The 22,102-nt window shown below is 73.2% G+C and carries 18 protein-coding genes and 1 tRNA gene; 14 read left to right on the top strand and 5 right to left on the bottom strand.

The window, feature by feature from the left end; translation table 11 throughout:
- The first annotated feature begins 64 nt into the window (after nucleotides 1–64).
- The 4 genes from mfd to AB7F12_RS20030 all read left to right on the top strand — a co-directional run bounded on the left by mfd (nucleotide 65) and on the right by AB7F12_RS20030 (nucleotide 6,347).
- On the top strand, nucleotides 65–3,646 hold the full coding sequence (gene mfd, locus AB7F12_RS20045; RefSeq protein WP_428497340.1) for a transcription-repair coupling factor: 3,582 nt from the start codon (nucleotides 65–67) through the stop codon (nucleotides 3,644–3,646).
- A 94-nt stretch (nucleotides 3,647–3,740) separates the two neighbouring features.
- Nucleotides 3,741–4,373: an RDD family protein gene (locus AB7F12_RS20040; protein ID WP_428497339.1), complete on the top strand. Its 633-nt coding sequence runs from the start codon at nucleotides 3,741–3,743 to the stop codon at nucleotides 4,371–4,373.
- Nucleotides 4,374–4,414: 41 nt separating this feature from the next.
- Nucleotides 4,415–5,380, top strand: a complete 966-nt coding sequence (locus AB7F12_RS20035; protein ID WP_428497338.1) for a SurA N-terminal domain-containing protein — start codon at nucleotides 4,415–4,417, stop codon at nucleotides 5,378–5,380.
- 10 nt (nucleotides 5,381–5,390) lie between these two features.
- Nucleotides 5,391–6,347, top strand: a complete 957-nt coding sequence (locus AB7F12_RS20030; protein ID WP_428497337.1) for a MazG family protein — start codon at nucleotides 5,391–5,393, stop codon at nucleotides 6,345–6,347.
- Here the strand turns inward: AB7F12_RS20030 and efeB (AB7F12_RS20025) are convergent.
- The 3 genes from efeB (AB7F12_RS20025) to efeU (AB7F12_RS20015) are packed head-to-tail and all read right to left on the bottom strand — an operon-like array spanning nucleotide 6,320 to nucleotide 9,609.
- Entirely contained in the window at nucleotides 6,320–7,612 is a 1,293-nt protein-coding gene (efeB, locus tag AB7F12_RS20025; protein WP_428497336.1) for an iron uptake transporter deferrochelatase/peroxidase subunit, read from the bottom strand. The two genes, AB7F12_RS20030 and efeB (AB7F12_RS20025), sit on opposite strands and share 28 nt — an antisense overlap.
- Before the next feature lie 13 nt (nucleotides 7,613–7,625).
- Nucleotides 7,626–8,768 carry an iron uptake system protein EfeO gene (gene efeO / locus AB7F12_RS20020; RefSeq protein WP_428497335.1) on the bottom strand — a complete coding sequence of 381 codons (1,143 nt, stop codon included), beginning with the start codon at nucleotides 8,766–8,768 and terminating at the stop codon, nucleotides 7,626–7,628.
- A 16-nt stretch (nucleotides 8,769–8,784) separates the two neighbouring features.
- Entirely contained in the window at nucleotides 8,785–9,609 is an 825-nt protein-coding gene (gene efeU / locus AB7F12_RS20015; RefSeq protein WP_428497334.1) for an iron uptake transporter permease EfeU, read from the bottom strand.
- Between the two features lie 395 nt (nucleotides 9,610–10,004).
- Here efeU (AB7F12_RS20015) and efeU (AB7F12_RS20010) point away from each other — a divergent pair, with 395 nt between their 5' ends.
- The 3 genes from efeU (AB7F12_RS20010) to efeB (AB7F12_RS20000) are packed head-to-tail and all read left to right on the top strand — an operon-like array spanning nucleotide 10,005 to nucleotide 13,263.
- A complete protein-coding gene (efeU, locus tag AB7F12_RS20010) occupies nucleotides 10,005–10,838 on the top strand; it encodes an iron uptake transporter permease EfeU (protein WP_428497333.1) in 834 nt (277 codons plus the stop codon).
- A 44-nt stretch (nucleotides 10,839–10,882) separates the two neighbouring features.
- On the top strand, nucleotides 10,883–12,025 hold the full coding sequence (gene efeO, locus AB7F12_RS20005; protein ID WP_428497332.1) for an iron uptake system protein EfeO: 1,143 nt from the start codon (nucleotides 10,883–10,885) through the stop codon (nucleotides 12,023–12,025).
- Nucleotides 12,026–12,030: 5 nt separating this feature from the next.
- On the top strand, nucleotides 12,031–13,263 hold the full coding sequence (gene efeB / locus AB7F12_RS20000; RefSeq protein WP_428497331.1) for an iron uptake transporter deferrochelatase/peroxidase subunit: 1,233 nt from the start codon (nucleotides 12,031–12,033) through the stop codon (nucleotides 13,261–13,263).
- 649 nt (nucleotides 13,264–13,912) lie between these two features.
- On the opposite strand, the gene AB7F12_RS19995 is transcribed toward efeB (AB7F12_RS20000), so the two are convergent.
- Entirely contained in the window at nucleotides 13,913–14,350 is a 438-nt protein-coding gene (locus AB7F12_RS19995) for a tetratricopeptide repeat protein (RefSeq protein WP_428497330.1), read from the bottom strand.
- 163 nt (nucleotides 14,351–14,513) lie between these two features.
- Between AB7F12_RS19995 and eno the strand changes: the two genes are divergently transcribed.
- The 3 genes from eno to AB7F12_RS19980 are packed head-to-tail and all read left to right on the top strand — an operon-like array spanning nucleotide 14,514 to nucleotide 16,873.
- Nucleotides 14,514–15,806: a phosphopyruvate hydratase gene (gene eno, locus AB7F12_RS19990; protein WP_428497329.1), complete on the top strand. Its 1,293-nt coding sequence runs from the start codon at nucleotides 14,514–14,516 to the stop codon at nucleotides 15,804–15,806.
- Nucleotide 15,807: 1 nt separating this feature from the next.
- Entirely contained in the window at nucleotides 15,808–16,338 is a 531-nt protein-coding gene (locus tag AB7F12_RS19985) for an FtsB family cell division protein (protein WP_428497328.1), read from the top strand.
- Nucleotides 16,339–16,345: 7 nt separating this feature from the next.
- Nucleotides 16,346–16,873: a DUF501 domain-containing protein gene (locus tag AB7F12_RS19980; RefSeq protein ID WP_428497327.1), complete on the top strand. Its 528-nt coding sequence runs from the start codon at nucleotides 16,346–16,348 to the stop codon at nucleotides 16,871–16,873.
- Here AB7F12_RS19980 and AB7F12_RS19975 read toward each other — a convergent pair.
- A complete protein-coding gene (locus tag AB7F12_RS19975; protein WP_428497386.1) occupies nucleotides 16,857–18,470 on the bottom strand; it encodes an acyl-CoA dehydrogenase family protein in 1,614 nt (537 codons plus the stop codon). The genes AB7F12_RS19980 and AB7F12_RS19975 overlap by 17 nt on opposite strands.
- 332 nt (nucleotides 18,471–18,802) lie before the next feature.
- Here AB7F12_RS19975 and AB7F12_RS19970 point away from each other — a divergent pair, with 332 nt between their 5' ends.
- The 4 genes from AB7F12_RS19970 to AB7F12_RS19955 all read left to right on the top strand — a co-directional run bounded on the left by AB7F12_RS19970 (nucleotide 18,803) and on the right by AB7F12_RS19955 (nucleotide 22,095).
- On the top strand, nucleotides 18,803–19,756 hold the full coding sequence (locus AB7F12_RS19970; RefSeq protein ID WP_428497326.1) for an exopolyphosphatase: 954 nt from the start codon (nucleotides 18,803–18,805) through the stop codon (nucleotides 19,754–19,756).
- A gap of 1 nt (nucleotide 19,757) precedes the next feature.
- Nucleotides 19,758–20,471: a uracil-DNA glycosylase gene (locus AB7F12_RS19965; RefSeq protein ID WP_428497325.1), complete on the top strand. Its 714-nt coding sequence runs from the start codon at nucleotides 19,758–19,760 to the stop codon at nucleotides 20,469–20,471.
- Nucleotides 20,472–20,590: 119 nt separating this feature from the next.
- Nucleotides 20,591–21,976: an NAD(P)/FAD-dependent oxidoreductase gene (locus AB7F12_RS19960; RefSeq protein ID WP_428497324.1), complete on the top strand. Its 1,386-nt coding sequence runs from the start codon at nucleotides 20,591–20,593 to the stop codon at nucleotides 21,974–21,976.
- 45 nt (nucleotides 21,977–22,021) lie between these two features.
- A tRNA-Leu gene (locus AB7F12_RS19955) sits at nucleotides 22,022–22,095 on the top strand.
- Nucleotides 22,096–22,102 lie beyond the last annotated feature (7 nt).

Raw genomic sequence — 22,102 nt, 5'->3', positions numbered from 1 at the left:
GCGCAGTTTCCGGGGGAGGGTCTGTCTCGCGTGCTCCCGTTCCTCTCCGAGGAGTTGCCCCGTCGTGTCCGCGGCCCCGCTGTCCGGCCTGCTCACCGCCACCGTTCCCGCTCTGGTCGGGGTCCTCGACTCCGTCGCCACCATCGATCCCCGCGCCGCCGACACCCCGGCGCTCGCCGTCGAGGGGCCCGCCGCGCTACGCCCGTTCCTGGCCTCGGCCGTCGTCGCCGAGGGCGGCCGGACCGTGCTCGTGGTGACCGCGACCGACCGGGAGGCCGAGGACCTCGCGGCCGCGGCGTCGGACCTGCTCGGTCCCGACGCGGTCGCGGTGCTGCCCTCGTGGGAGACGCTGCCCCACGAGCGGCTCTCCCCGCGCCCCGACACGGTCGGGCGGCGGCTGACGATCTTCCGCGCGCTGGCGGGCGGCGACTCGCCGGTGCGGCTGGTCGCGGCGGCGGCCCGCAGCCTGATCCAGCCGATCCCTCCCGGGCTGGGCACCCTCGACCCCGTCCGGCTTCGTGTCGGCACCGAGTACGGCTTCGAGGACCTGCTGGAGCGGCTCGTCGAGCTGGCGTACACGCGCGTCGAGATGGTCACCGAGCGTGGCGAGTTCGCGGTCCGCGGCGGCATCGTCGACCTCTTCGTGCCGACGGCCGACCACCCGGTCCGTATCGAGTTCTGGGGCGACGAGGTCAGCGAGATCCGCGCGTTCGCGGTCGCCGACCAGCGCTCCGTCGAGGCCGTCGACGAGGTCGTGGCGCCCGCATGCCGGGAGCTGCTGCTCACCGCGCCCGTGCGCGCGCGGGCCGCCGCCCTGGCGAAGACGCACGAGAACACCCCGCAGCTGCGGGAGCTGCTGGAGAAGCTCGCCGAGGGCATCCCGGCGGAGGGCATGGAGTCGCTCGTCCCGGTCCTGGTGGGCGACGAGATGCAGCTGCTCACGGACCTGCTGCCCGCCGGGTCGGTCGTGCTGGTGGCCGACCCCGAGCGCATCCGCACCCGCGCACACGATCTCGTCCGCACCGGGCAGGAGTTCCTGGAGGCGTCGTGGCTCGCCGCGTCGCTGGGGACCGACGACGCCGCGGCCGGTGCGGCCGCCCCCATCGACCTGGGCGCGTCGGCCTACCGCGACCTCGGCGAGGTGCTGACCCACGCGACCGTGTCGGGCCACCCCGTCGTGACGCTGTCGCCGCTGCTGTCCGGGTCCGACGAGGCCCTCGTGCCCGCCGTGCACGAGATCGAGTCCTACCGGGGCGACACCGACCGGGCGCTGGTCGATCTGCGGGCCCACGCCGCCACGGGCGGGGCCGCGGTGCTGGTCGTGGCCGGGCAGGGCACGGCGCAGCGGTCGCTGGAGCAGCTGCGCGAGGCGGAGGTGCCCGCGTCGCTGGTCGAGACGCTCACCGACGAGCCCGAGAAGGGCCTGGTCACCGTGTGCTGCGGCCGGGTCGCCGACGGGTTCACCGCCGCCGGCATCGGGCTCGTCGTGCTGAGCGAGGCCGATCTGACGGGCAGCCGCGCGGGGCTCGAGGCCACGGCCCGCAAGATGCCCGCGCGCCGGCGCAACGCCGTCGACCTCGCGGTCCTGCAGCCCGGCGACTTCGTCGTGCACAACCAGCACGGCATCGGGAAGTTCGTCGAGATGCGCGAGCGCACCGTGCAGGGTGCGACGCGCGAGTACCTGGTGCTGGAGTACGCGTCGTCCAAGCGCGGCCAGCCCGCCGACCGCCTGTTCGTGCCGACGGACGCGCTCGACGAGATCAGCCGCTACGTCGGTGGCGAGCAGCCCACGCTGAACAAGCTGGGCGGTGCGGACTGGTCGAAGACGAAGAGTCGGGCGCGCAAGGCCGTCCGCGACATCGCCGCCGGGCTGGTGCAGCTCTACGCGGCCCGGCAGGCCTCGCCCGGGCACGCGTTCGCCAAGGACAGCCCGTGGCAGCGCGAGCTGGAGGACGCGTTCCCGTTCACCGAGACCCCCGACCAGCTCGCGGCGATCGACGAGGTCAAGGCCGACATGGAGCGCGCGGTCCCGATGGACCGCGTCATCTCCGGCGACGTCGGTTTCGGCAAGACCGAGATCGCGGTCCGGGCCGCGTTCAAGGCGGTGCAGGACGGCAAGCAGGTCGCGGTCCTCGTCCCGACGACGCTGCTGGCCACCCAGCACCTCGCGACGTTCGCCGACCGCATGCGCGCCTTCCCCGTCACGGTGAAGGGGCTCTCCCGGTTCACCGACGCCGCCGAGGCCAAGGAGACCATCGAAGGGCTGGCGGGCGGCACGGTCGACGTCGTCGTCGGCACCCACCGGCTGCTGCAGACCGGGGTCCGCTGGAAGGACCTCGGCCTGGTGATCGTCGACGAGGAGCAGCGCTTCGGCGTCGAGCACAAGGAGCACATCACCGCGCTGCGCGCGCACGTCGACGTCCTGACGCTGTCGGCGACGCCGATCCCGCGCACCCTGGAGATGAGCCTCGCCGGCATCCGCGAGATGTCGACGATCACGACTCCGCCCGAGTCGCGGCACCCCACGCTGACCTACGTCGGCGCCTACGACCCCAAGCAGGTCGGCGCCGCGATCCGCCGCGAGCTGCTGCGCGACGGGCAGGTCTTCTACGTCCACAACCGGGTGTCGAGCATCGACCGCGCGGCGAAGACGATCCAGGACCTCGTGCCCGAGGCACGCATCGCCGTCGCGCACGGCCAGATGAACGAGGAGGTGCTGGAGCGCACCGTCAACGGCTTCTGGCACCGCGAGTACGACGTACTGGTCTGCACGACGATCGTCGAGAACGGCCTGGACATCTCCAACGCCAACACGCTGATCGTGGAGCGCTCCGACACCCTCGGGCTCTCGCAGCTGCACCAGCTGCGTGGCCGCGTCGGGCGTGGCCGCGAGCGCGGCTACGCCTACTTCCTCTACCCGCCGGAGAACCCGCTCACCGAGACCGCGCACGACCGGCTGGCGACGATCGCGCAGCACTCGGGCCTGGGCTCGGGCGCCGCCGTCGCGATGAAGGACCTGGAGATCCGCGGCGCCGGCAACATCCTGGGCGCCGAGCAGTCCGGCCACATCGCGGGCGTCGGGTTCGACCTCTACATCCGGCTCGTCGGCGAGGCCGTCGCCGCGTTCCGCAAGCAGGCGGGGTCGCAGGGTTCCGACGAACCCGAGCCGCTCGCGGAGGTCCGGATCGACCTGCCCATCGACGCCCACGTCCCGCACGACTACGTGACCGGCGAGCGGCTGCGCCTGGAGGTGTACCGCAAGATCGCGGAGTCGCCCGACCAGGCGGCGCTCGACGCGATCGTCGACGAGCTCACCGACCGCTACGGCGAGCCGCCGGAGCCGGTGCGCAACCTGCTCGCGGTCGCCGCGTTCCGGCAGGCCTGCCGCGAGCTGGGGGTCGGCGAGGTCGCGGTGGCGGGCAACGCGGTGCGGGTCGGCCCGGTCGAGCTGGCCGACTCCGCCCAGATGCGCCTGAAGCGGCTGTACCCGAAGGCCGTCTACAAGCCCGCGGCCCGGCTGGTCACGGTGCCGCGCCCGGCCGAGGGCGACCGGATCGGTGGGGCACCGCTGCGCGACGTCGAGCTGCTCGACTGGGCGAAGCGGTTGCTGACCGACCTGACGGGGACGCCGGTGCCGGTCGGCTGAGCGTGCCGCGCGTGTAACGCGGGCGGCGCACGGGCGACTCCCGAGTCGGGGGCGCGCGGTCGCGCGGCCCGCCACCGATCCTCGGGAGACGACCGTGACCACGCCGCAGCAGGGCAACTGGGACCCGAACGCCTACCCGCCCCCGCCCCCGCAGCAGCCGGGCCATCCGGGATACGCCCAGCCGGGGTACGCCCAGCAGGGGTATCCCCAGCCCGGCGGCGGGTACCCGCTGCCGGGGTACGGCGCCCCCGGCTACCCGCCGCCCGGGTACCCGCAGCAGCCCGGTTTCGGGGCGCCGCCCTACGCGCCGTGGGGTGTCCGCGTCGGCTCCTACCTGATCGACGCGCTGGTCCCGGCCGCTGTCGCCGTCGTCGGCTCGCTGCTGATGATCCCGGCGATCGCCCGCGGCGACGGCAGCGGCCTCGGCCCCATGATGATCATCATGGTCGTGGTCTACCTGGCCGTGTTCGGGTTCGTGCTGTGGAACTCCTGCTACCGCCAGGGCACCACCGGGCAGAGCATCGGCAAGAAGGTCGTCGGCACCAAGCTCGTGCGGGTGCGCGACGGGCAGTCGATCGGGTTCGGCATGGCGTTCGTCCGCCAGCTCGCGCACGTCCTCGACAGCATCCCCTTCTACCTCGGCTACCTGTGGCCGCTGTGGGACGAGCGGCGCCAGACCTTCGCCGACAAGGTGTGCGACACGGTGGTCGTGCGCGTCGACACGTGACCCTCGGCGGGGTGGCCGGAGCCACGTGAGAGGGTGGGGCCGTGCGTAGCAGGGTGATCCGGGCCATCGCCGTGACGTCGATCCTCGGCGCGGTCGTCGCGGGATGCGGCAGCGGACCGAGCCAGGTCGGGTCGGCCGCCATCGTCGGCGACTCGTCGGTGGCGCTGTCGAGCGTCGAGTCGCAGCTGGGCACCCTGCTCGCGTCGCCCCGGCTCAAGCAGCTGATGACGCAGTCCGGGGTCACCCCCGACCTCGTCGCGCGTGAGCTGGTCAGCCGCTCCGTGCTGCACGACCTGATCCGCGCCGAGGCCGCCGAGACCGGCCTCGTCGTCACCGACGCGCAGGTCGACGAGACCATCGCCGCCGACGACCGCACCACCGACGACAACCAGCCCGCCGCGGCAGCCCTGGAGTCGCCGATCGCCCAGTTCGGCGACCCGGCGTTGCGGCGCGAGGCGGTCCGCGACGACCTGCTGATGGTCGAGCTGGGCAGGCGTGAGCTCGACCGGCTCAACGTCGCCGTGCAGGTCGGGCAGACGTCGTCGGAGGCCGACGCGCAGGCCAAGGCCCAGATCGCCCTCGCGGGCGGCCCGGCGGCCGACCAGTTCTTCGGCGGCCCCGCCCGTGCCGTCCCGGCGTCGCAGATCGTGCCCGGGTTCGCGCAGGCCCCGCCGTACGCGTGGTCGCTGCTCGGCACCCCGCAGGGTGGCGTGATCATCGTGAAGCCGCAGCAGGGCGACACCACGTGGACCGTCGCGAAGGTGCAGTCGCGCACCAGCACGGAGCCCCCGCCGCCCGCCCGCGGCCAGGACGCCGGCCAGTCGGCCGACGAGGTCGACCAGGCGCTGCTGCTGACGTTCGGCACACACCTGCTGCAGCCGCGCGCGATGGCCACCGACATCCGCGTCAACCCCCGCTACGGGGTGTGGGACCCGCTGTCGATGGGTGTGGTCCAGGCCGACCAGGTGCCCGGCACCGTCCTCGCCCCGGCCGCCGCGACCCCCTGACCGGACTCTCGTGACGACTGTCGTCCTGCTCTCCGCCCGTCTCGGCGCGGTCCTGCCCGCGGCGGCCGTGGGCGCGCTGCGTGCGGCCGACACCGTCGTCGCCACGCCCGACGTCACCGACCCTGCGGCCTGGGGTGCCGAGCCGCTCGACGGTGACCCGCCCGCGGGGGCGGTCGTGCTCACCACCGATCCCGGGCACCCCGTCGTCGCCGCGGCCGGTGCCGTGATCGTCACCGCGGAGCCCGCCGGCGCGGCCCTGCTCGACGCCGTGGCGGTCATGGACCGGCTGCGCTCGCCCGGCGGCTGCCCCTGGGACGCCGAGCAGACCCACGACTCCCTGCTGCAGTACCTGGTCGAGGAGGCCTACGAGCTGTACGAGGCCATCGAGGACGGCGACCGGGCGGCGATGCGCGAGGAACTCGGCGACGTGCTCCTGCAGGTGCTGTTCCACGCCCGCGTCGCCGCCGAGGACGCCGCCCCGTTCGACGTCGACGACGTGGCGGGCGATCTCGTCGCCAAGCTGGTGGGACGGCACCCGCACGTGTTCGCGGGCAGCGAGCGCATCGACACCGCCGAGCGGCAGGAGCACCGCTGGGAGGAGCTCAAGCGGGCCGAGAAGCAGCGTGAGTCCAGTGTGGACGGGGTGCCGATGGGGCAGCCCGCCGTCGCGCTCGCGGCCAAGCTGACCAGCCGCACGGCCCGCGCGGGCTTCCCCGCGGAGCTGCTGCCGTCCGGGCCCGGGGTGGGGGAGCAGCTCTTCGCCCTCGCCGCGCGCGCCAAGCTGGCCGGGGTCGACCCGGAGGCCGAGCTGCGCACGACGGCACGCGCGTTCGCGGACCGGGTGCGCCGCGCCCAGCGGGCCGCCGCGGCCACGGGTGCCGACGCGCACGCCCTCGACGGCGACGCGTGGCGCGCCGCGTGGGCCCGCGCCGTCGACGATCAGGTGAGCAGCGCTGCGCCCCAGTAGTCCGAGCCGGCCAGCCCGGGCGGGCACGCGAACATCGCGGACCCGGTGTGCTGCAGGTACTCCATCATCGGGTCCTGCTGGGCGAGGACCCGCTGCATCGGCACGAACTGGGTCTGCGGGTCGCGGACGAACGCGATGAAGAACAGCCCGGCGTCGAGGCGGCCGCGGCCGTCGGTGCCGTCGACGAAGTTGTAGCCGCGCCGCAGGATCCGCACGCCGTTCAGGGTCTCGGCCGAGGCGAGCCGGATGTGGGCGTCGGCGGCGATCGCGGGCTGCCCGTCGGCGCCGCGCGCGTCGAGGTCGGCGACGTCGAACTCCGCCTTGCCGCTGAGCGGGTTGCCCTCTCCCTTGCTGCGCCCGACGATCTGCTCCTGCTCCTGCAGCGACGTCCGGTCCCACGTCTCGACGTGCATCCGGATCCGCCGGGCGACGAGATAGGTGCCGCCGGTCATCCAGTCGGGGCCGTCGCCGGGCTGGACCCAGACGTGGTCGTCGAGCTGGTCGGGCTCCTCGGCCTTGACGTTGTTCGTGCCGTCCTTGAAACCGAACAGGTTGCGCGGTGTGGTCTGCGCCGTCGACGTCGACGACGTGCGCCCGAACCCGAGCTGCGACCAGCGCACCGACGTCGTCCCGAACCCGATGCGCGCCAGGTTGCGCACGGCGTGGACGGCGACCTGGGGGTCGTCGGAGCAGGCCTGGATGCACAGGTCGCCGCCGGAGCGGGCGGGATCGAGGTTGTCGCCCGCGAAGGGCGGCAGGTCGGCGAGCGCGGGTGGGCGGCGGTCCTGGAGCCCCAGCTTGTCGAAGAACGAGCCGCCGAAACCGACCGTGATCGTCAGCGACGCGGCGGGCAGCCCGAGCGCCTCACCGGTGTCGGCGGGCGGGGCCAGCGGATTGCCGCCGACGGCACCGTTCGCCGCGGTCTCCTCCCCGGCGGTCATCCGCTCGGCGGCGGTGGCCCAGCGGGCGAGCAGGCGGGCGACGGCGACGCGGTCGGTCGTGGTGAGGTCGAGGGCGACGAAGTGCAGCCGGTCCTGCGCGGGGGTGGCGATGCCGGCCTGATGGACGTCACGGAACGGGACGACGCCCGGACCGCCGGCGGGCCCGCCCGACGTGCCTGCGGCGTAGCCGATCGCCGCAGCGCCGCCCGCGACGACCACGCCGGCACCGGCCAGCCCGAACAGCGCCCGCCGGGAGAGCCCGCCACCCGCCTCCGCGGCGGGGGGCGGGGAGACGGCGCGTTCGGTCTGGCCGGTGTCGGTCATGCACGGTGTCCGATCAGCTGGTGACGACGGAGGCGACCTGGCTGATCGGCTCGGCCAGGGCGTCGACGGCGTCGGTCATCTTCTTCTTGTCCTCGTCGGTCAGGTCCGTGTAGAGCCTGAAGCCGTCGCCGACGCGGTACTGCTCGAGCAGGGTGTCGACGGCGGCGAAGCGCTCGTCGAGCAGCGGGCCGAGGGCCTTGTCCTTCTCGTCGATCACGGGGCGCAGCGCGGCGACCGCGGCCTGCGAGCCCTCGACGTTGGCCTTGAAGTCCCACAGGTCGGTGTGGCTGTAGCGGTCCTCCTCGCCGGTGATCTTGCCGGTGGCGACCTCGTCGAGCAGCTCCTTCGCGCCGTTGGCCAGCTGGACCGGGGTCAGCTCCAGGGTCGCGACACGGTTCTGCAGGTCCTTCATGTCGGCGACGAGGGCGTCGGCCATCGCGGCCGAGTCGGGCTGCAGGCCCGACTCCCACAGGTCCTTCTCCAGGCGGTGGTAGCCGGTGAAGGGGACGCCGGGCTCACCGTCGTCACGGCCGTCGACCTTGGGATCGATGTCGCTGAACGACTCGGCGACGGGCTCGATCCGCTCCCAGTAGGTGCGCGACACCGGGAACAACGCCTTGGCCTTGGCGACGTCGCCCGCCTTGACGGCGTCGGCGAACTCCTGGGTCTTGGGGACCAGGGCCTCCAGCTGGGAGTTGACGTAGCGCTTGTAGCCGGCGGTGGCCTCGGCGAGGCGGGTGTTCTGGTCGACGGAGCGCTGCGCGTTGCCGGTGACGGTGAACGCGGCCCGGATCCCGTCGCCGACCATGCCGGGCTTGCAGGCGGTGGTGTAGGCGCCCCCGTCGGGGACCTCGACGATGAGGTCGCGGGTCAGTCCGGGGCCGATGTTCTCGACCTCGCCCATGATCCGGTCGCCGGTGGCGTAGAGGTAGAACTCGGTGACCTTGCTCCCGGTGTTGGTGACGGTGAACGAGATCGTGCCCGCAGGGGCCTCCCTGGTCGCGACGTCGCACGACGAGTCGGCCGCCGAGACCTTGATCGGCCCACCCTGCCCGCCGGAGACGTTCTCGGCAGGTGGGGCGGTGCTGGTGCATCCGGCGAGTACGGCGGCCGCCGCGGCTGCGGCCAGCACTGCTGCCGCGGTCCTGCGTGACATGGTTCTCCTCGAGTTTCTATCCGGTGGTGGCGACGGCGGCACGGCGTCGGCCGGGGAGCAGGAAGAGCGTGAGGACCACGGCGACGTAGGCGACCCAGACGGCCGCCTCGAGCACGGTGGTCTGCGGGGAGAAGTTGAAGATCCCCTTGAGCAACGTGCCGTACCAGGAGTCGGCGGGGATGGCGGCGCTGACGTCGAAGGCCAGGGTGTTGAGGCCGGGCAGGATGCCGGCCTCCTGGAGGTCGTGGACGCCGTAGGCGAGGATCCCCGCGGCGACGAAGACCAGCAGCAGGCCGGTGACGGTGAAGAACTTGCCGAGGTCGATCTTCACGGCACCGCGGTAGATCAGGTACGCGAGCGCGATCGCGATCGCGATGCCGATCAGGAAGCCGATCAGTGGCTCCAGCGTCTGGCCCGCCGCCTCGGCGGCGGAGAAGAAGAACACCGCCGTCTCCAGGCCCTCGCGGCCGACGGCGAGGGCGGCCACGACCACGACGGCGACCGGCCCGATCTCGAGGGCGTCCTCGAGCTTGCCCTGCAGCTCCGCCGACAACGCCCGCGCGTTGCGCCGCATCCAGAAGATCATCCAGGTGACGAACGCGACCGCGACGATCGACAGGGTCCCGCCGAGCGCCTCCTGGGCCTCGAAGGTGAGCGCCTGCTGGGTGAGGGTGAGGGCCAGCGTCACGCCGACGGAGACGGCGACGGCGATGCCGACGCCGAGCCACACCTTGGGCAGCTCGGAGCGCCGGTCGGTGCGCACGAGGAAGGCGACCAGGATGCTGACCACGAGCGCGGCCTCGAGGCCTTCCCGCAATCCGATCAACGCGTTGCCGAGCACGTTCCCGACGTCTCCAGTCCGTTTCGTACCGCTTCTTAGGCCAGCCTGTACACGTGCGCAGCGAGGCTAGCCTCTGTCGTGTCCGGGGCGGTAGTGCCGTTTCGTTACCGAGCGCCGGTTGATCTCGCCTGGAGCGTTCGGCGAATTCGCGAATCGGACTTATCAGTCATTTGACGCACATGATCGGACCTGGGCCCCACCACCGGCGGAACCGTCCGAACGGGATCGTCCGCCCACTCGGTGAGCCTTTTCGGATATTCGGTCCGACAATTCCCGATAAGGACGGGGAACGTATTCCGGCGGTGTTATCCGAGCCTATTGACAGGCAATTGAAGCGATACCTAACTTTTGGTGGCCCGGCCGTGGGAGCCGGTGTCGCGAAAAGAGGGTTCCGGGTGCTCGCAACGTTCATCGTCGGACTGCGCGAGGGGCTCGAGGCCTCACTCGTCGTGGGCATCGTCGCGAGTTTCCTCGTCGCCCGCGGGCGCCGCGACGCGCTGCGCTCGGTCTGGTTCGGCGTCGGTATCGCCGTCGCCATCTGCCTCACCGTCGGCGTGGTCCTGGAGATCGTCACCGCCGACCTGCCGCAGGCCGCCCAGGAGGGCCTCGAGACGGTCATCGGCCTGCTCGCCGTGGCGATGGTCACATACATGGTCGTGTGGATGCGCTCGCACGCCCGCGACATGCGCGCCGAACTGGAGTCGTCGGCCGGGGCGGCGCTGGCCGCCGGCTCCACGACCGCACTCGTCGTGATGGCGTTCCTCGCCGTGCTCCGGGAAGGCTTCGAGACGGCGGTGTTCCTCCTCGCCGCGTTCCAGGCCTCGACCTCGCCGCTGCTCGCCGGTCTCGGCGCCCTGCTCGGCGTACTCGTCGCCATCGGGCTCGGCTACGGCATCTACCGCGGCGGGGTGAAGCTGAACATGGCGCGCTTCTTCCGCATCACCGGCGTCGTCCTCGTGATCGTGGCGGGCGGGCTGCTCACGACGGCCGCGCACACCGCCCACGAAGCCGGCTGGATCAACGTCGGCCAGACCCGGGTGCTGGACCTGTCCGGGCTCGTCCTGCCCGGCACGCCCGTGTCGTCACTGCTCACCGGTGTTCTCGGCATCCAGCCCTACCCGGTGCTCCTCGAGGTCGTCGTCTGGCTCGTCTACGTCGTTCCGCTCCTCGTCTACGTACTCCTTCCCAGCACGAAACGGCGCACGCCCGAACCCGTTCCCGCGGCCTGACCCCGTACCCCACCGTCTCGCCGAAACACCGAGGAGCACGACCCGTGACCCCCACCCGAACCCGCGTCGCCTGCGGCGTGGCCGCCCTGGCCACCGCCGGGCTGCTCGCCTCCGCCTGCTCCGGTTCCGGGCAACAGGCCGCGCCCGGCGACCCGGCCCCCACCGCGGTCACCATCGAGATCAGCGACGCGGGCTGCGGCCCGAACCCCGCCACCGTCCCCACCGGGCCCGTGAACTTCGCCGTGACCAACGCGGCATCGGCCAAGGTCACCGAGGCGGAGGTGCAGGGCGGCGGGAAGATCCTGGGGGAGAAGGAGAACATCACCGCCGGCCTCGACAGCTCGTTCTCGCTGCGCATGGAGCCCGGCACCTACAGCGTGTACTGCCCCGGCGCCGCCAAGGACACCTGGACGTTCACCGTCAGCGGCACCGGCGGCACCGCCCCCACCGCCGCCGCCGACACCTCCCTCGCCGCCGCCACCCAGGGCTACCACGACTACGTCGTCTCCGAGACCGCCCAGCTGCAGAAGGCCACGAAGACGTTCACCGACGCCGTCCGCGCCGGGAACGTCGCCGCCGCCGAGAAGGCCTTCGCCCCCGCCCGCGTGCACTACGAGAGCATCGAGCCCGTCGCCGAGAGCTTCGGCGACCTCGACCCCGCCATCGACGCCCGCATCGACGACGTCGACGACCCCACCCGCTGGACGGGCTTCCACCGCATCGAGAAGGCGCTGTGGGCCGACGGGAACCTCGACGGCATGACGGCGATCGCCGACAAGCTCGACGCCGACGTCGCGACCCTCGAGGACAAGGCCGCGACGAACACCTACCAGCCCGCCGAGCTCGCCAACGGCGCGTCCGACCTGCTCACCGAGGTCTCCACCAGCAAGGTCACCGGGGAGGAGGACCGCTACTCCCACACCGACCTCTGGGACTTCGCCGCCAACATCGACGGCGCCCGCAAGGCGTTCGAGCTGCTCCAGCCCGCGCTCGCGGCCAAGGACCCCGACCTCGCCCAGCAGCTCGAGGCCCGGTTCACCGACGTCACCCAGGGCCTGGCCAAGTACAGGTCGGGCGACGGCTACCAGGACTACGGCGCCGTGACCGACACCGACAAGCGCTCGCTCGCCGACTCCGTCAACGCGCTCGCCGAGCCGCTGTCGCAGGTCGCCGGGAAGGTCGTCTGACCCCCATGGAACTCTCCCGGCGCCGACTCCTGCACGGCATCGCGGGGGCCGGCGCCGCCGGCGCCGCACTGACCCTCGCCGGCTGCGCCCCGCCGGCGGTCGCCGCCACCGACGTCGTCGACTTCCACGGCCCGCACCAGGCCGGCATCGCCACCCCGGTGCAGGACCGCCTCGCGTTCACGGCCTTCGACGTCACCACCACCCGCCGCGACGACCTCGTCACGATGCTGACCACGTGGACCGCGGCCGCCGAAGCCATGACCCGCGGCGCCCCCGTCCCCGGCCCCACCCCGTCCGACGCCCTCCCGCCCGCCGACACCGGCGAAGCCGACGGCCTGCCCGCCGCCCGGCTCACGATCACCATCGGGTTCGGGCCCGGCCTGTTCACCACCGCCGACGGCACCGACCGCTTCGGCCTCGCCGCCCGCCGCCCCGCGGCCTTCGCCCCGCTGCCCGCCCTGCCCGGCGAGCTCCTCGACGCCACCCGCAGCGGCGGCGACATCGCCGTCCAGGCCTGCTCAGACGACCCCACCGTCGCCTTCCACGCCGTCCGCAACCTGACCCGCCTCGGTCGCGGCACCGTCGTCGCCCGCTGGGCCGAACTGGGGTTCGGCAAGACGTCGTCGACCGGGAACGCCGGTGGCACACCGCGGAACCTGCTGGGGTTCAAGGACGGCACCCGCAACATCCAGGGCACCGACGACGCCGCACTCGGACAGCACGTCTGGGTCGCGGACCGCGACGGCGCGGGCTGGCTCGGCGGCGGCAGCTACCTCGTCGCGCGCCGGATCCGGATGTTCGTCGAGCCCTGGGACCGGGACCGGCTCGCCGACCAGGAAGCCGTCTTCGGCCGCTTCAAGACCTCCGGGGCGCCGCTCACCGGGACCGACGAGTTCGACACCCCCGACTTCGGTGCCGTCGGCCCCGACGGCCCGGTCATCGCCGACCGCGCCCACATCCGCCTCGCGGCGCCCGAGAACAACGGGGGCCTGCGCATCCTGCGCCGCGGCTACTCGTACACCGACGGCATCGACGCCCGCACCGGCACGCTCGACGCCGGCCTGTTCTTCCTGGCCTACATGCGCGACCCGGACCAGTTCGTGACGTTGCAGCGCAAGCTCGGCACCGGCGACGCCCTCAACGAGTACATCCGCCACGTCGGCTCGGGCCTCTACGCCTGCCCGCCCGGGACGACGGGCCCCGACGACTGGTGGGGCCGCGCCCTCTTCACCCCCTGAGCGGCGCCGGTCGCGACGGCGACGATCGCTGCTCGGACGTCCGACCAGCTGTCTCCCCGGCACCGCGCGTGTGTCCTGGGAGCTGTGCGAGCGCGCGGGGCCGGGCGCGGCTGCGCGGCCACCGTCACCGAGCGTGTGATGAGCGTCGGGTGGCCGCGCTGGTGACACGGTCGGCGGCGGGTCCGGGACCGAGGGTGTCGTGAGTGCTGGGTCGGGGCGCTCATGACACGTCCGCGGGAGTGCGGAGGAGCGGCGTGAGCCTCGACGCGGTCGCCCGCCGCCCTCGACGGCCGACGCGAGCCGGCCGGTCCGGGGCGGCTGGAGCGAGCGAGGCCGCCGTCGTTCAGCGTGTGATCAGCGTCGGGGTGGGTGCGCTGATGACACGGTCGGCGCGAGGTCCGGGATCGAGGGTGTCATGGGGGCTGCGTGGGTGCGCTGATCGCACGTTCGTCGGCCGAGCGGTCGGGCGGGTGCGCAGCCGGCGCCTCCTCACCCAGCGTGCGATCAGCGTCGGGTGGGCGCGCTGGTGACACGGTCGGCGGCGGGTCCGGGATCGGGGGTGTCATGGGGGCTGCGCGGGCGCGCTGACGACACGCTCGCGGCCTGGCCCGGATCAGCGGCCTGGCCCGGATCAGCGGCCTGGCCCGGATCAGGCGGGTTCGGCGCGGTCCATCGCGACGCGGGCCCGCAGCTCGCCCAGAGCTTCCTGGTACTCCGGGCGCGGGTCCATGGCGGCGGCCATCTTGTACTGCGCCAACGCCTCCGGGAGCCGCGCCTGACGTTGCAACGTCTTGCCCAGCGCGAAGCGCGCGTAGTGGTCGGCCGGGTCGAGCTCCAGGACGCGGGTGAACGCCTGTTCGACTCGGCGCAGCTGCGCCGAGTCGAAGTAGGCGCGGCCGGCGAGGAGCTGCACCGAGACGTCGTCGGGCTCGCAGTCGAGCACCGGGCGGAGCGCCTGCAGGGCGTCGAGCGGCCGCCGGTCGGACAGCAGCAGCTCCGCCCGGCGGAACGACGCGAAGACGTCGGGGACGTCCCCGGACCGGGCTGCGTCGGGCTCCTCTGCGGCTGATCCGTGCGGCGTCGTCATGGTCGTTCCACGGTAGGCCCCGTCGCACGGATTCGCGAGGCTTGACAGCGCGGCCCGCACCGGTGACGGCCGCGACACCTCGCCCGCGGTGCACGGCCGCGGGCCCTGCGGCGGATAGGGTGGCGCACCGGGTCCAACAGTCGAATCCGGAACGGGAGTTGTGGTGGCGGTCATCGAGCAGGTCGGCGCGCGCGAGATCCTCGACTCGCGAGGAAACCCGACGGTCGAGGTGGAGGTCGCCCTCGACGACGGGACGCTGGCCAGGGCCGCGGTCCCGTCCGGTGCGTCCACGGGCGAGCACGAGGCGGTCGAGCTTCGCGACGGCGACGCGAAGCGCTACGGCGGCAAGGGTGTCGAGAAGGCCGTCGCCGCGGTGCTCGACGAGATCGGTCCCGAGCTGACCGGCATGGAGGCCGTCGACCAGCGCCTCGTCGACCAGCGCCTCGTCGACCTCGACGGCACCACCGACAAGTCCCGCCTCGGCGCGAACGCCCTGCTGGGTGTGTCGCTGGCCGTCGCGAAGGCTGCGGCGGAGTCGTCGGGCCTGGAGCTGTTCCGCTACGTCGGCGGCCCCAACGCGCACGTGCTGCCCGTCCCGATGATGAACATCCTCAACGGCGGCGCGCACGCCGACACGTCGGTCGACGTGCAGGAGTTCATGATCGCCCCGATCGGCGCCGAGTCGTTCCGCGAGGCGCTGCGCTGGGGCACCGAGGTCTACCACGCGCTGAAGTCCGTCCTGAAGAAGAACGGGCTGGCCACCGGCCTGGGCGACGAGGGCGGCTTCGCCCCCGACGTCAAGGGCGGCACCCGCGGCGCGCTGGAGCTCATCTCCACCGCGATCGAGACCACCGGCTTCACCCTCGGCACCGACGTCGTCCTCGCGCTCGACGTCGCGGCCACCGAGTTCTTCGACAAGGGCTCCTACAGCTACGAGGGCAAGAAGCTGACCTCGGCCGAGCTGTCCGCGGTGTACGCCGAGCTGGTCGACGCGTTCCCGCTCGTCTCCATCGAGGACCCGCTGTCCGAGGACGACTGGGACGGCTGGATCGAGCTGACGAAGTCGTTGGGCGACAAGGTCCAGCTCGTGGGCGACGACCTGTTCGTCACCAACCCGGAGCGGCTCGAGGACGGCATCCTGCGCGGCGCCGCGAACGCGCTGCTGGTCAAGGTCAACCAGATCGGCACGCTGTCGGAGACCCTCGACGCGGTGACGCTGGCGCAGTCGGCGGGCTACCGCTGCATGATGAGCCACCGTTCCGGCGAGACCGAGGACACCACGATCGCCGACCTGGCCGTCGCCACCGGCTGCGGCCAGATCAAGACGGGCGCGCCCGCGCGCTCGGAGCGGGTCGCGAAGTACAACCAGCTGCTGCGCATCGAGGAGGCCCTCGGCGACGCCGCGCGTTACGCCGGCGAGCTGGCCTTCCCCCGCTACGCGGTGCCGCAGGGCTGACGTGCCCGCCGCGGCCGACGAGCGCGCGCGGACCCGGGGCGACCGGGGCCGCGGCGCCGGTCCGGCCCGGCCCGGTGCCGCAGGGCGGCGGGCCCGCACCCGCGAACCCCAGCTCACGCGCAGCCGTTCCCGCGCGGCCGGTGTCGTCGCGGCGACCACCGGGTTCCTCGGCGTCTCGTCGACCCGGCGCGCCGCGGTGCTCGCCGTCGTCGTCTGTGCGCTGGCCCTCACGGTCGCGGTGCCGTTGCGCAACTTCGTCGCCCAGCGCCAGCAGCTGTCGGACCTCATGGACCGGCAGCAGCAGATCGCCGCCGAGGTCAGCAGGCTCGACGAGCAGCGGGCCCGCCTCTCCGATCCCTCGCAGGTCGAGGCCGACGCCCGCAGCAGGCTCGGCTACGTCAAGCCCGGCGAGGTGCCCTACATCGTCGAGCTGCCCGTCCCACCGCCGAGCCCCGAGGAGCTCGCCGCCGGACAACCCTGGTTCGAGCGGCTCTGGAACAACGTCTCGGAAGGTTCTCCCGCACAGTCATGACCGCACAGTGACACCCGCAGTACCGGGGGGCACCCCCGCTCCCACGATCTCCGACGCCGACCTCGCCGCCGTCACCGCCCAGCTCGGGCGGGCGCCGCGGGCGGTCCGGGAGGTCGCGCACCGTTGCGCGTGCGGGCTGCCCACCGTCGTCGCCACCTCGCCGCGCCTCGAGGACGGCACCCCGTTCCCGACGCTGTTCTACCTGACGTGCCCGCGGCTCGCGTCGCGCCTGGGCACGCTGGAGGCCGAGGGCCGGATGCGGGAGATGACCGACCGGCTCGCCGAGGACCCCGAGCTGGCCGCCGCCTACCACCGCGCCCACGAGGCGTACCTGGCCGAGCGGGACGCGATCGAGCCCCTCGGTACCGACGTCAGCGCGGGCGGCATGCCGAGCCGGGTCAAGTGCCTGCACGTCCACGCCGGGCATGCGCTCGCCCGCGGGCGCGGCGTCAACCCGTTCGGCGACGAGGCCCTCGACGAGGTCGGCGAGTGGTGGAAGGCCGGCCCCTGCGTCTGCGTCAGCGACGAGGGCTGACCCGCTCCAGCAGCGCCTCGGTGTGCGCCGACGCGGGCAACGTCCCGGCGGTGCGCCACGGCCCGTCGGGCAGGAAGCGGGACGCGACGAACGCCGTCGACACCTCCTCGGGGGCGTGGCGCAGCAGCAGCGACCCCTGCAGGCACAGGGCCAGCAGCTCGGCGAGCCGCCGCGCGGTGCGCTGCTCACGTGAGCGCAGCTCCGTCCGCAGCTCCGTGCGTGCCCGGTCGAACCACGAGTCGGCGCCGGCCGCCGCGTCGATCTCCTTCAGGACCGCGTCGACCGAGTCCGGTTCCTTCGTGACGGCGCGCAGCACGTCGAGTGCCGTGACGTTGCCCGACCCCTCCCAGATCGAGTTCAGCGGCGCCTCCCGGTAGAGCCGGGGCAGCCCCGACTCCTCGACGTAACCGTTGCCGCCCAGGCACTCCATCGCCTCGGCCACGACCGTCGGCGTGCGCTTGCACACCAGGTACTTCGACGCCGGGAGGGCGAGGCGCAGCAGCTCGGTCTCGCCACGGTCGACCGCACCGGCCAGCCGCAGCGCGAGGGCCGTCGCCGCCTCCGACTCCAGCGCCAGGTCGGCCACCACCGACTGCATCAGCGGCTGGTCGGCCAGCCGCTCGCCGAACGCGGAGCGGTGCGCGACGTGGTGCGCCGCCTCCGACAGTGCGGCGCGGATCGTCCCGGCCGCGCCGAGCACACAGTCCAGCCGCGTCATCGACACCATCTCGATGATCGTGACGACGCCGCGCCCCTCCTCGCCGAGCCGCCAGCCGACGGCGTCGTCGTACTCCAGCTCCGCCGACGCGTTGGACCGGTTGCCCAGCTTGTCCTTCAGCCGTTGCAGCCGGATCGCGTTGCGCGACCCGTCGGGCAGCACCCGCGGCAGCACGAAGCACGTCAGCCCGCCCGGCGCCTGCGCGAGCGTCAGGAACAGGTCGTTCATCGGGGCGGAGGTGAACCACTTGTGGCCGGTCAGCCGGTACGTGCCGTCGGCGGACCGGCTGGCGACGGTCGTGCCGGCCCGGACGTCGGAGCCGCCCTGCTTCTCGGTCATCGACATGCCCGCGAGCAGCCCCGTCTTGCTGCCCGGGCGGGCCAGGCCCGGCTGGTACATCCGCGCCGTCAGGCCCGGCTCGAACGACGCTGCCAGCGCCGGGTCGTGGCGCAGCGCCGGCACCGACGCGTAGGTCATCGAGATCGGGCAGCAGTGCCCCTGCTCCAGCTGGCTGACCAGGTAGAACCCGGCCGCGCGGGCCACGTGGGCGCCCGTGCCGGGTGCCGCCTGCCACGGCGCGGCGTGCAACCCCCAGCCCACCGACAACCCCATCAGTGCATGCCACGACGGGTGGAACTCGACCTCGTCGATCCGGTGGCCGTACCGGTCGTGGGTGCGCAGGACGGGGGAGTTCTCGTTGGCCAGCCGGGCGTGCTCGCGGAACTCCTCCGACGCCACCTTGTCGCCGAGGAGCGCCAACGTCGGCAGCGCGCCGCCCGCCCCCTCGCGCTCGACGGCGTCGACGAGGGCCGGGTCGCAGGCAAGGGGGTCGAACCCGGCGAGCGGCGGAGGCTGGTTGGTGACCTCGTGGGTGCCCAGATCGGTGCCGGGCTCGGCGGGCCTCGTCGTGGTCGTCGGCCGGGGGCGGCGCACGACGGCCGGGCCGGCGATCGCCTCGCCGGGTTGGGGCGCCCCGTCCTGCTCGTCGTGCTCGGACGACCCGGCGTCCGCTGGGCGCGGCGACGGGACCGCGGTGCGTGCGGCACCGGCCTTCTCCGCGGCACCCCGTGTGCCCGAGGCCCCCCGCTCTCCGCTGACCACGCTGCGAGGGTAACCGCGCCGACCCGGTGACGGGGCCGTCCGCGGACGATCCGCTCCCGCGCGCCGCGTACGGTTGCCCGGGACCGGTCCGTGATCCCTGAGGAGACCCGATGCCCCGCGTGGCCGCCATCGACTGCGGGACGAACTCCATCCGGCTGCTCGTCGCCGACGTGACCGCCGGGCCCGACGGGTTCGACCTGCGCGACGTGCACCGCGAGATGCGGATCGTGCGCCTGGGCAAAGGTGTCGACGCCAGCGGCCGCCTCGATCCCGAGGCCATCGAACGCACCCGCGCCGCGCTCGTCGACTACACGGCGATCCTGCGCCGCAAGGGGACCGAACGCGTCCGTATGGTCGCCACCTCCGCGACCCGCGACGCGTCCAACCGTGAGGACTTCTTCGGCATGGTCCGCGACGTCCTGGGCAGCGACGCCGAGGTCATCTCCGGCGACGAGGAGGCCACGCTGTCGTTCGTCGGCGCCGTCGGCGACCTCGACCCCGCCGACGGGCCGTTCGTCGTCGTCGACATCGGTGGCGGGTCCACCGAGCTCGTCATCGGGGACCTGGCCGACGACGGCACCGCCACCGTCCGCGCCGCGCGCTCCGTCGACGTCGGCAGCGTCCGGCTCACCGAACGCTGCCTGCCCGGCGACCCGCCCTCGGCCGAGCAGGTCGCGGCCGCACACGACGTCGCCGCCGGCATCCTAGCCGACGCCTTCGCCGCCGTCCCCCTGGACGGCGCCACCACCTGGGTCGGCGTCGCCGGCACCATCACGACGCTGTCGGGCATCGCGCAGGACCTCCCCGAGTACGACCCGAACGCCGTCCACCTGTCCCGGCTCTCGCGCGCCGACCTGCATGCGCTGTCCCAACGGCTCGTCACGTCGACCCGCCCCGAGCGCGAGGCCATGGGGGCCCTGCACCCCGGCCGGGTCGACGTCATCGCGGCCGGCTCGATCATCGTCTCCGTCCTCGCCGACGAGCTCGCCGCGCGCACCGGCATCGAGGAGATCGTCGTCTCCGAGCACGACATCCTCGACGGCATCGCCCGCTCGATCGCCTGACGTGCCCGCTCCCGCCACGCTGGACCTGCTCGACGAGCAGGTCACCCGCTGCCGCGCCTGCCCCCGGCTGGTCGCGTGGCGGGAGAAGGTGGCCACCGAGAAGCGTGCCGCGTTCCGCGACCAGACCTACTGGGGCCGGCCCGTCCCCGGCTTCGGCCCGGCCGACGCGTCGCTGCTCGTCGTCGGCCTCGCCCCGGCGGCGCACGGCGCCAACCGCACGGGCCGCATGTTCACCGGCGACCGCTCCGGCGACTTCCTCTACGCCGCCATGCACGCCGTCGGTCTCGCCAACCAGCCCACCGCCGTCTCCGCGGACGACGGCCTCACCCTCGTCGGCACCCGCATCACCGCGCCCGTGCGCTGCGCCCCGCCCGCCAACAAGCCCACGCCCGAGGAACGCGACACCTGCCGGCGCTGGCTCGACGCCGAGCTCGCCCTGCTCGCCGCCCACCTGCGCGCCGTCGTCGTCCTCGGCGGTTTCGGCTGGCAGTCGCTCCTGCCAGTCCTCCACGCCAACGGCTGGACCGTGCCGCGGCCGCGACCGAAGTTCGGGCACGGCGCCCAGGTCGACCTGACCGGAGAGGCCGGAACGCTGCGGCTCTTCGGCAGCTACCACGTGAGCCAGCAGAACACCTTCACCGGGACGCTGACGTCGTCGATGCTCGAGGACGTGCTCACGGCGGCCGGGCGTGCCGCGGGAATCCTCGCCGGCTGACCACCACCCGTTGTCCCTATGTTCACCCGAATGGGCGTCTTGACCATCACAGGGGTGTGCCCTAACACGATCGGTCGTTCTGGTTTCGTCCTGAGCAGCTCGGGTGGGAGCATTGGGGCATGGCTCGGACCACCAGGATCGTCATCGTCGGCGGTGGCTACGTCGGCATGTACACCGCCCTGCGCCTGCAGAAGAAGCTTCGCCGCGGCGAGGCCGACATCACGGTGATCGACCCCCAGTCCCACATGACCTACCAGCCCTTCCTCCCCGAGGCGGCCGCCGGGTCCATCGAACCCCGCCACGTCGTCGTGCCGCTGCGCCGCGTCCTGCGCAAGTGCCACCACGTCAACGGCCGCGTCACCGCCATCAGCCACGAGAAGCGCGAGGTCGCGGTCGACCTCGTCAGCGGCACCACGACGACCATCGGCTACGACGTCCTCGTCGTCGCCCCCGGCTCCGTCGCCCGGACCCTGCCCGTCCCCGGGCTCGCCGAGCGCGGCATCGCCTTCAAGACCGTCGGCGAAGCCATCTACCTGCGCAACCACGTCCTGTCGCGGCTCGACGCCGCGGCCACCACCACCGACCCGCGGATGCGTCGCAAGCTGCTGACGTTCCTCGTCGTCGGCGGTGGCTACGCCGGCATCGAGGCCCTCGCCGAACTCGCCGACATGGCGCGCCACGCCAGCAAGTACTACGAGAACGTCAACCGCGAGGACATCCGCTGGGTCCTCGTCGAGGCCTCCGCCCGGATCATGCCCGAGGTCGGCCCCACCCTCGGCCGCTACACCGTCGAACGCCTCCTCGACGCCGACATCGAGGTCAACCTCGACACCCGCGTCGTCTCCATGGTCGACGGCCACGTCGAGCTCGACGACGGCCAGTCCTTCGACGCCGACACCATCATCTGGACCGCAGGCGTCAAACCCAGCCCGATGCTCGAGAACACCGACCTGCCCCGCGACGCCCGCGGCCGCGTCGACTGCACCGCCATGCTCCAGGTCGTCGGCATGCCCGACGTCTTCAGCGCCGGTGACTGCGCCTCGGTGCCCGACCTGTCCAAGGACGACCCCGAGGCCCGCACCAGCCCCTCGGCCCAGCACGCCGTCCGCCAGGCCAAGGTCCTCGCCGACAACCTCGCCGCCCACATCCGCGGCCGCAAGCTCACCGAGTACCGGCACTCCTACGCCGGTTCGGTCGCGAGCCTCGGGCTCTACAAGGGCGTCGCCGAGATCTACGGCATCAAGCTCCGCGGCATCGTGGCCTGGTTCATGCACCGCACCTACCACGTCAGCCGCATGCCCACCTGGAACCGGCGGATCCGGATCGTCTTCGACTGGACCGGCGCCCTCGTGCTCGGTCGCGAGGTCGTAGCGCTCGGCCAGATCCACGAGCCCCGCGCCGAGTTCAGCCGCGTCGCCGGCCCGCCCCAGCCGCGGCCCCTGCCCGCCGTCGAGGCCGACGAGGCCGACCTGCCGGCGGAGCAGAAGGTCACCAGCGGGGCCTGAGGACGTCCCGGAGGCGTGGGGTGCCGCCCGTTGGCTGCACCCCACGCCCCCGTAGCCCAACCGGCAGAGGCAGGCCCCTTAAAAGGGTCACAGTGTGGGTTCGAATCCCACCGGGGGCACCGGGCC

The organism is Pseudonocardia sp., assembly GCF_050250275.1.
Taxonomy (GTDB): Bacteria; Actinomycetota; Actinomycetes; order Mycobacteriales; family Pseudonocardiaceae; genus Pseudonocardia.
This window is presented reverse-complemented; position numbering and strand designations above follow the sequence as displayed.

Excerpts from the sequence above, each read along its gene's own strand:
- AB7F12_RS19970 (WP_428497326.1), top strand. The coding sequence starts at position 18,803 with ATGCCCCGCGTGGCCGCCATCGACTGCGGGACGAACTCCATCCGGCTG.
- efeB (WP_428497336.1), bottom strand. The coding sequence starts at position 7,612 with ATGACCGACACCGGCCAGACCGAACGCGCCGTCTCCCCGCCCCCCGCC.
- AB7F12_RS19960 (WP_428497324.1), top strand. The coding sequence starts at position 20,591 with ATGGCTCGGACCACCAGGATCGTCATCGTCGGCGGTGGCTACGTCGGC.
- efeO (WP_428497335.1), bottom strand. The coding sequence starts at position 8,768 with ATGTCACGCAGGACCGCGGCAGCAGTGCTGGCCGCAGCCGCGGCGGCC.
- AB7F12_RS19995 (WP_428497330.1), bottom strand. The coding sequence starts at position 14,350 with ATGACGACGCCGCACGGATCAGCCGCAGAGGAGCCCGACGCAGCCCGG.
- efeB (WP_428497331.1), top strand. The coding sequence starts at position 12,031 with ATGGAACTCTCCCGGCGCCGACTCCTGCACGGCATCGCGGGGGCCGGC.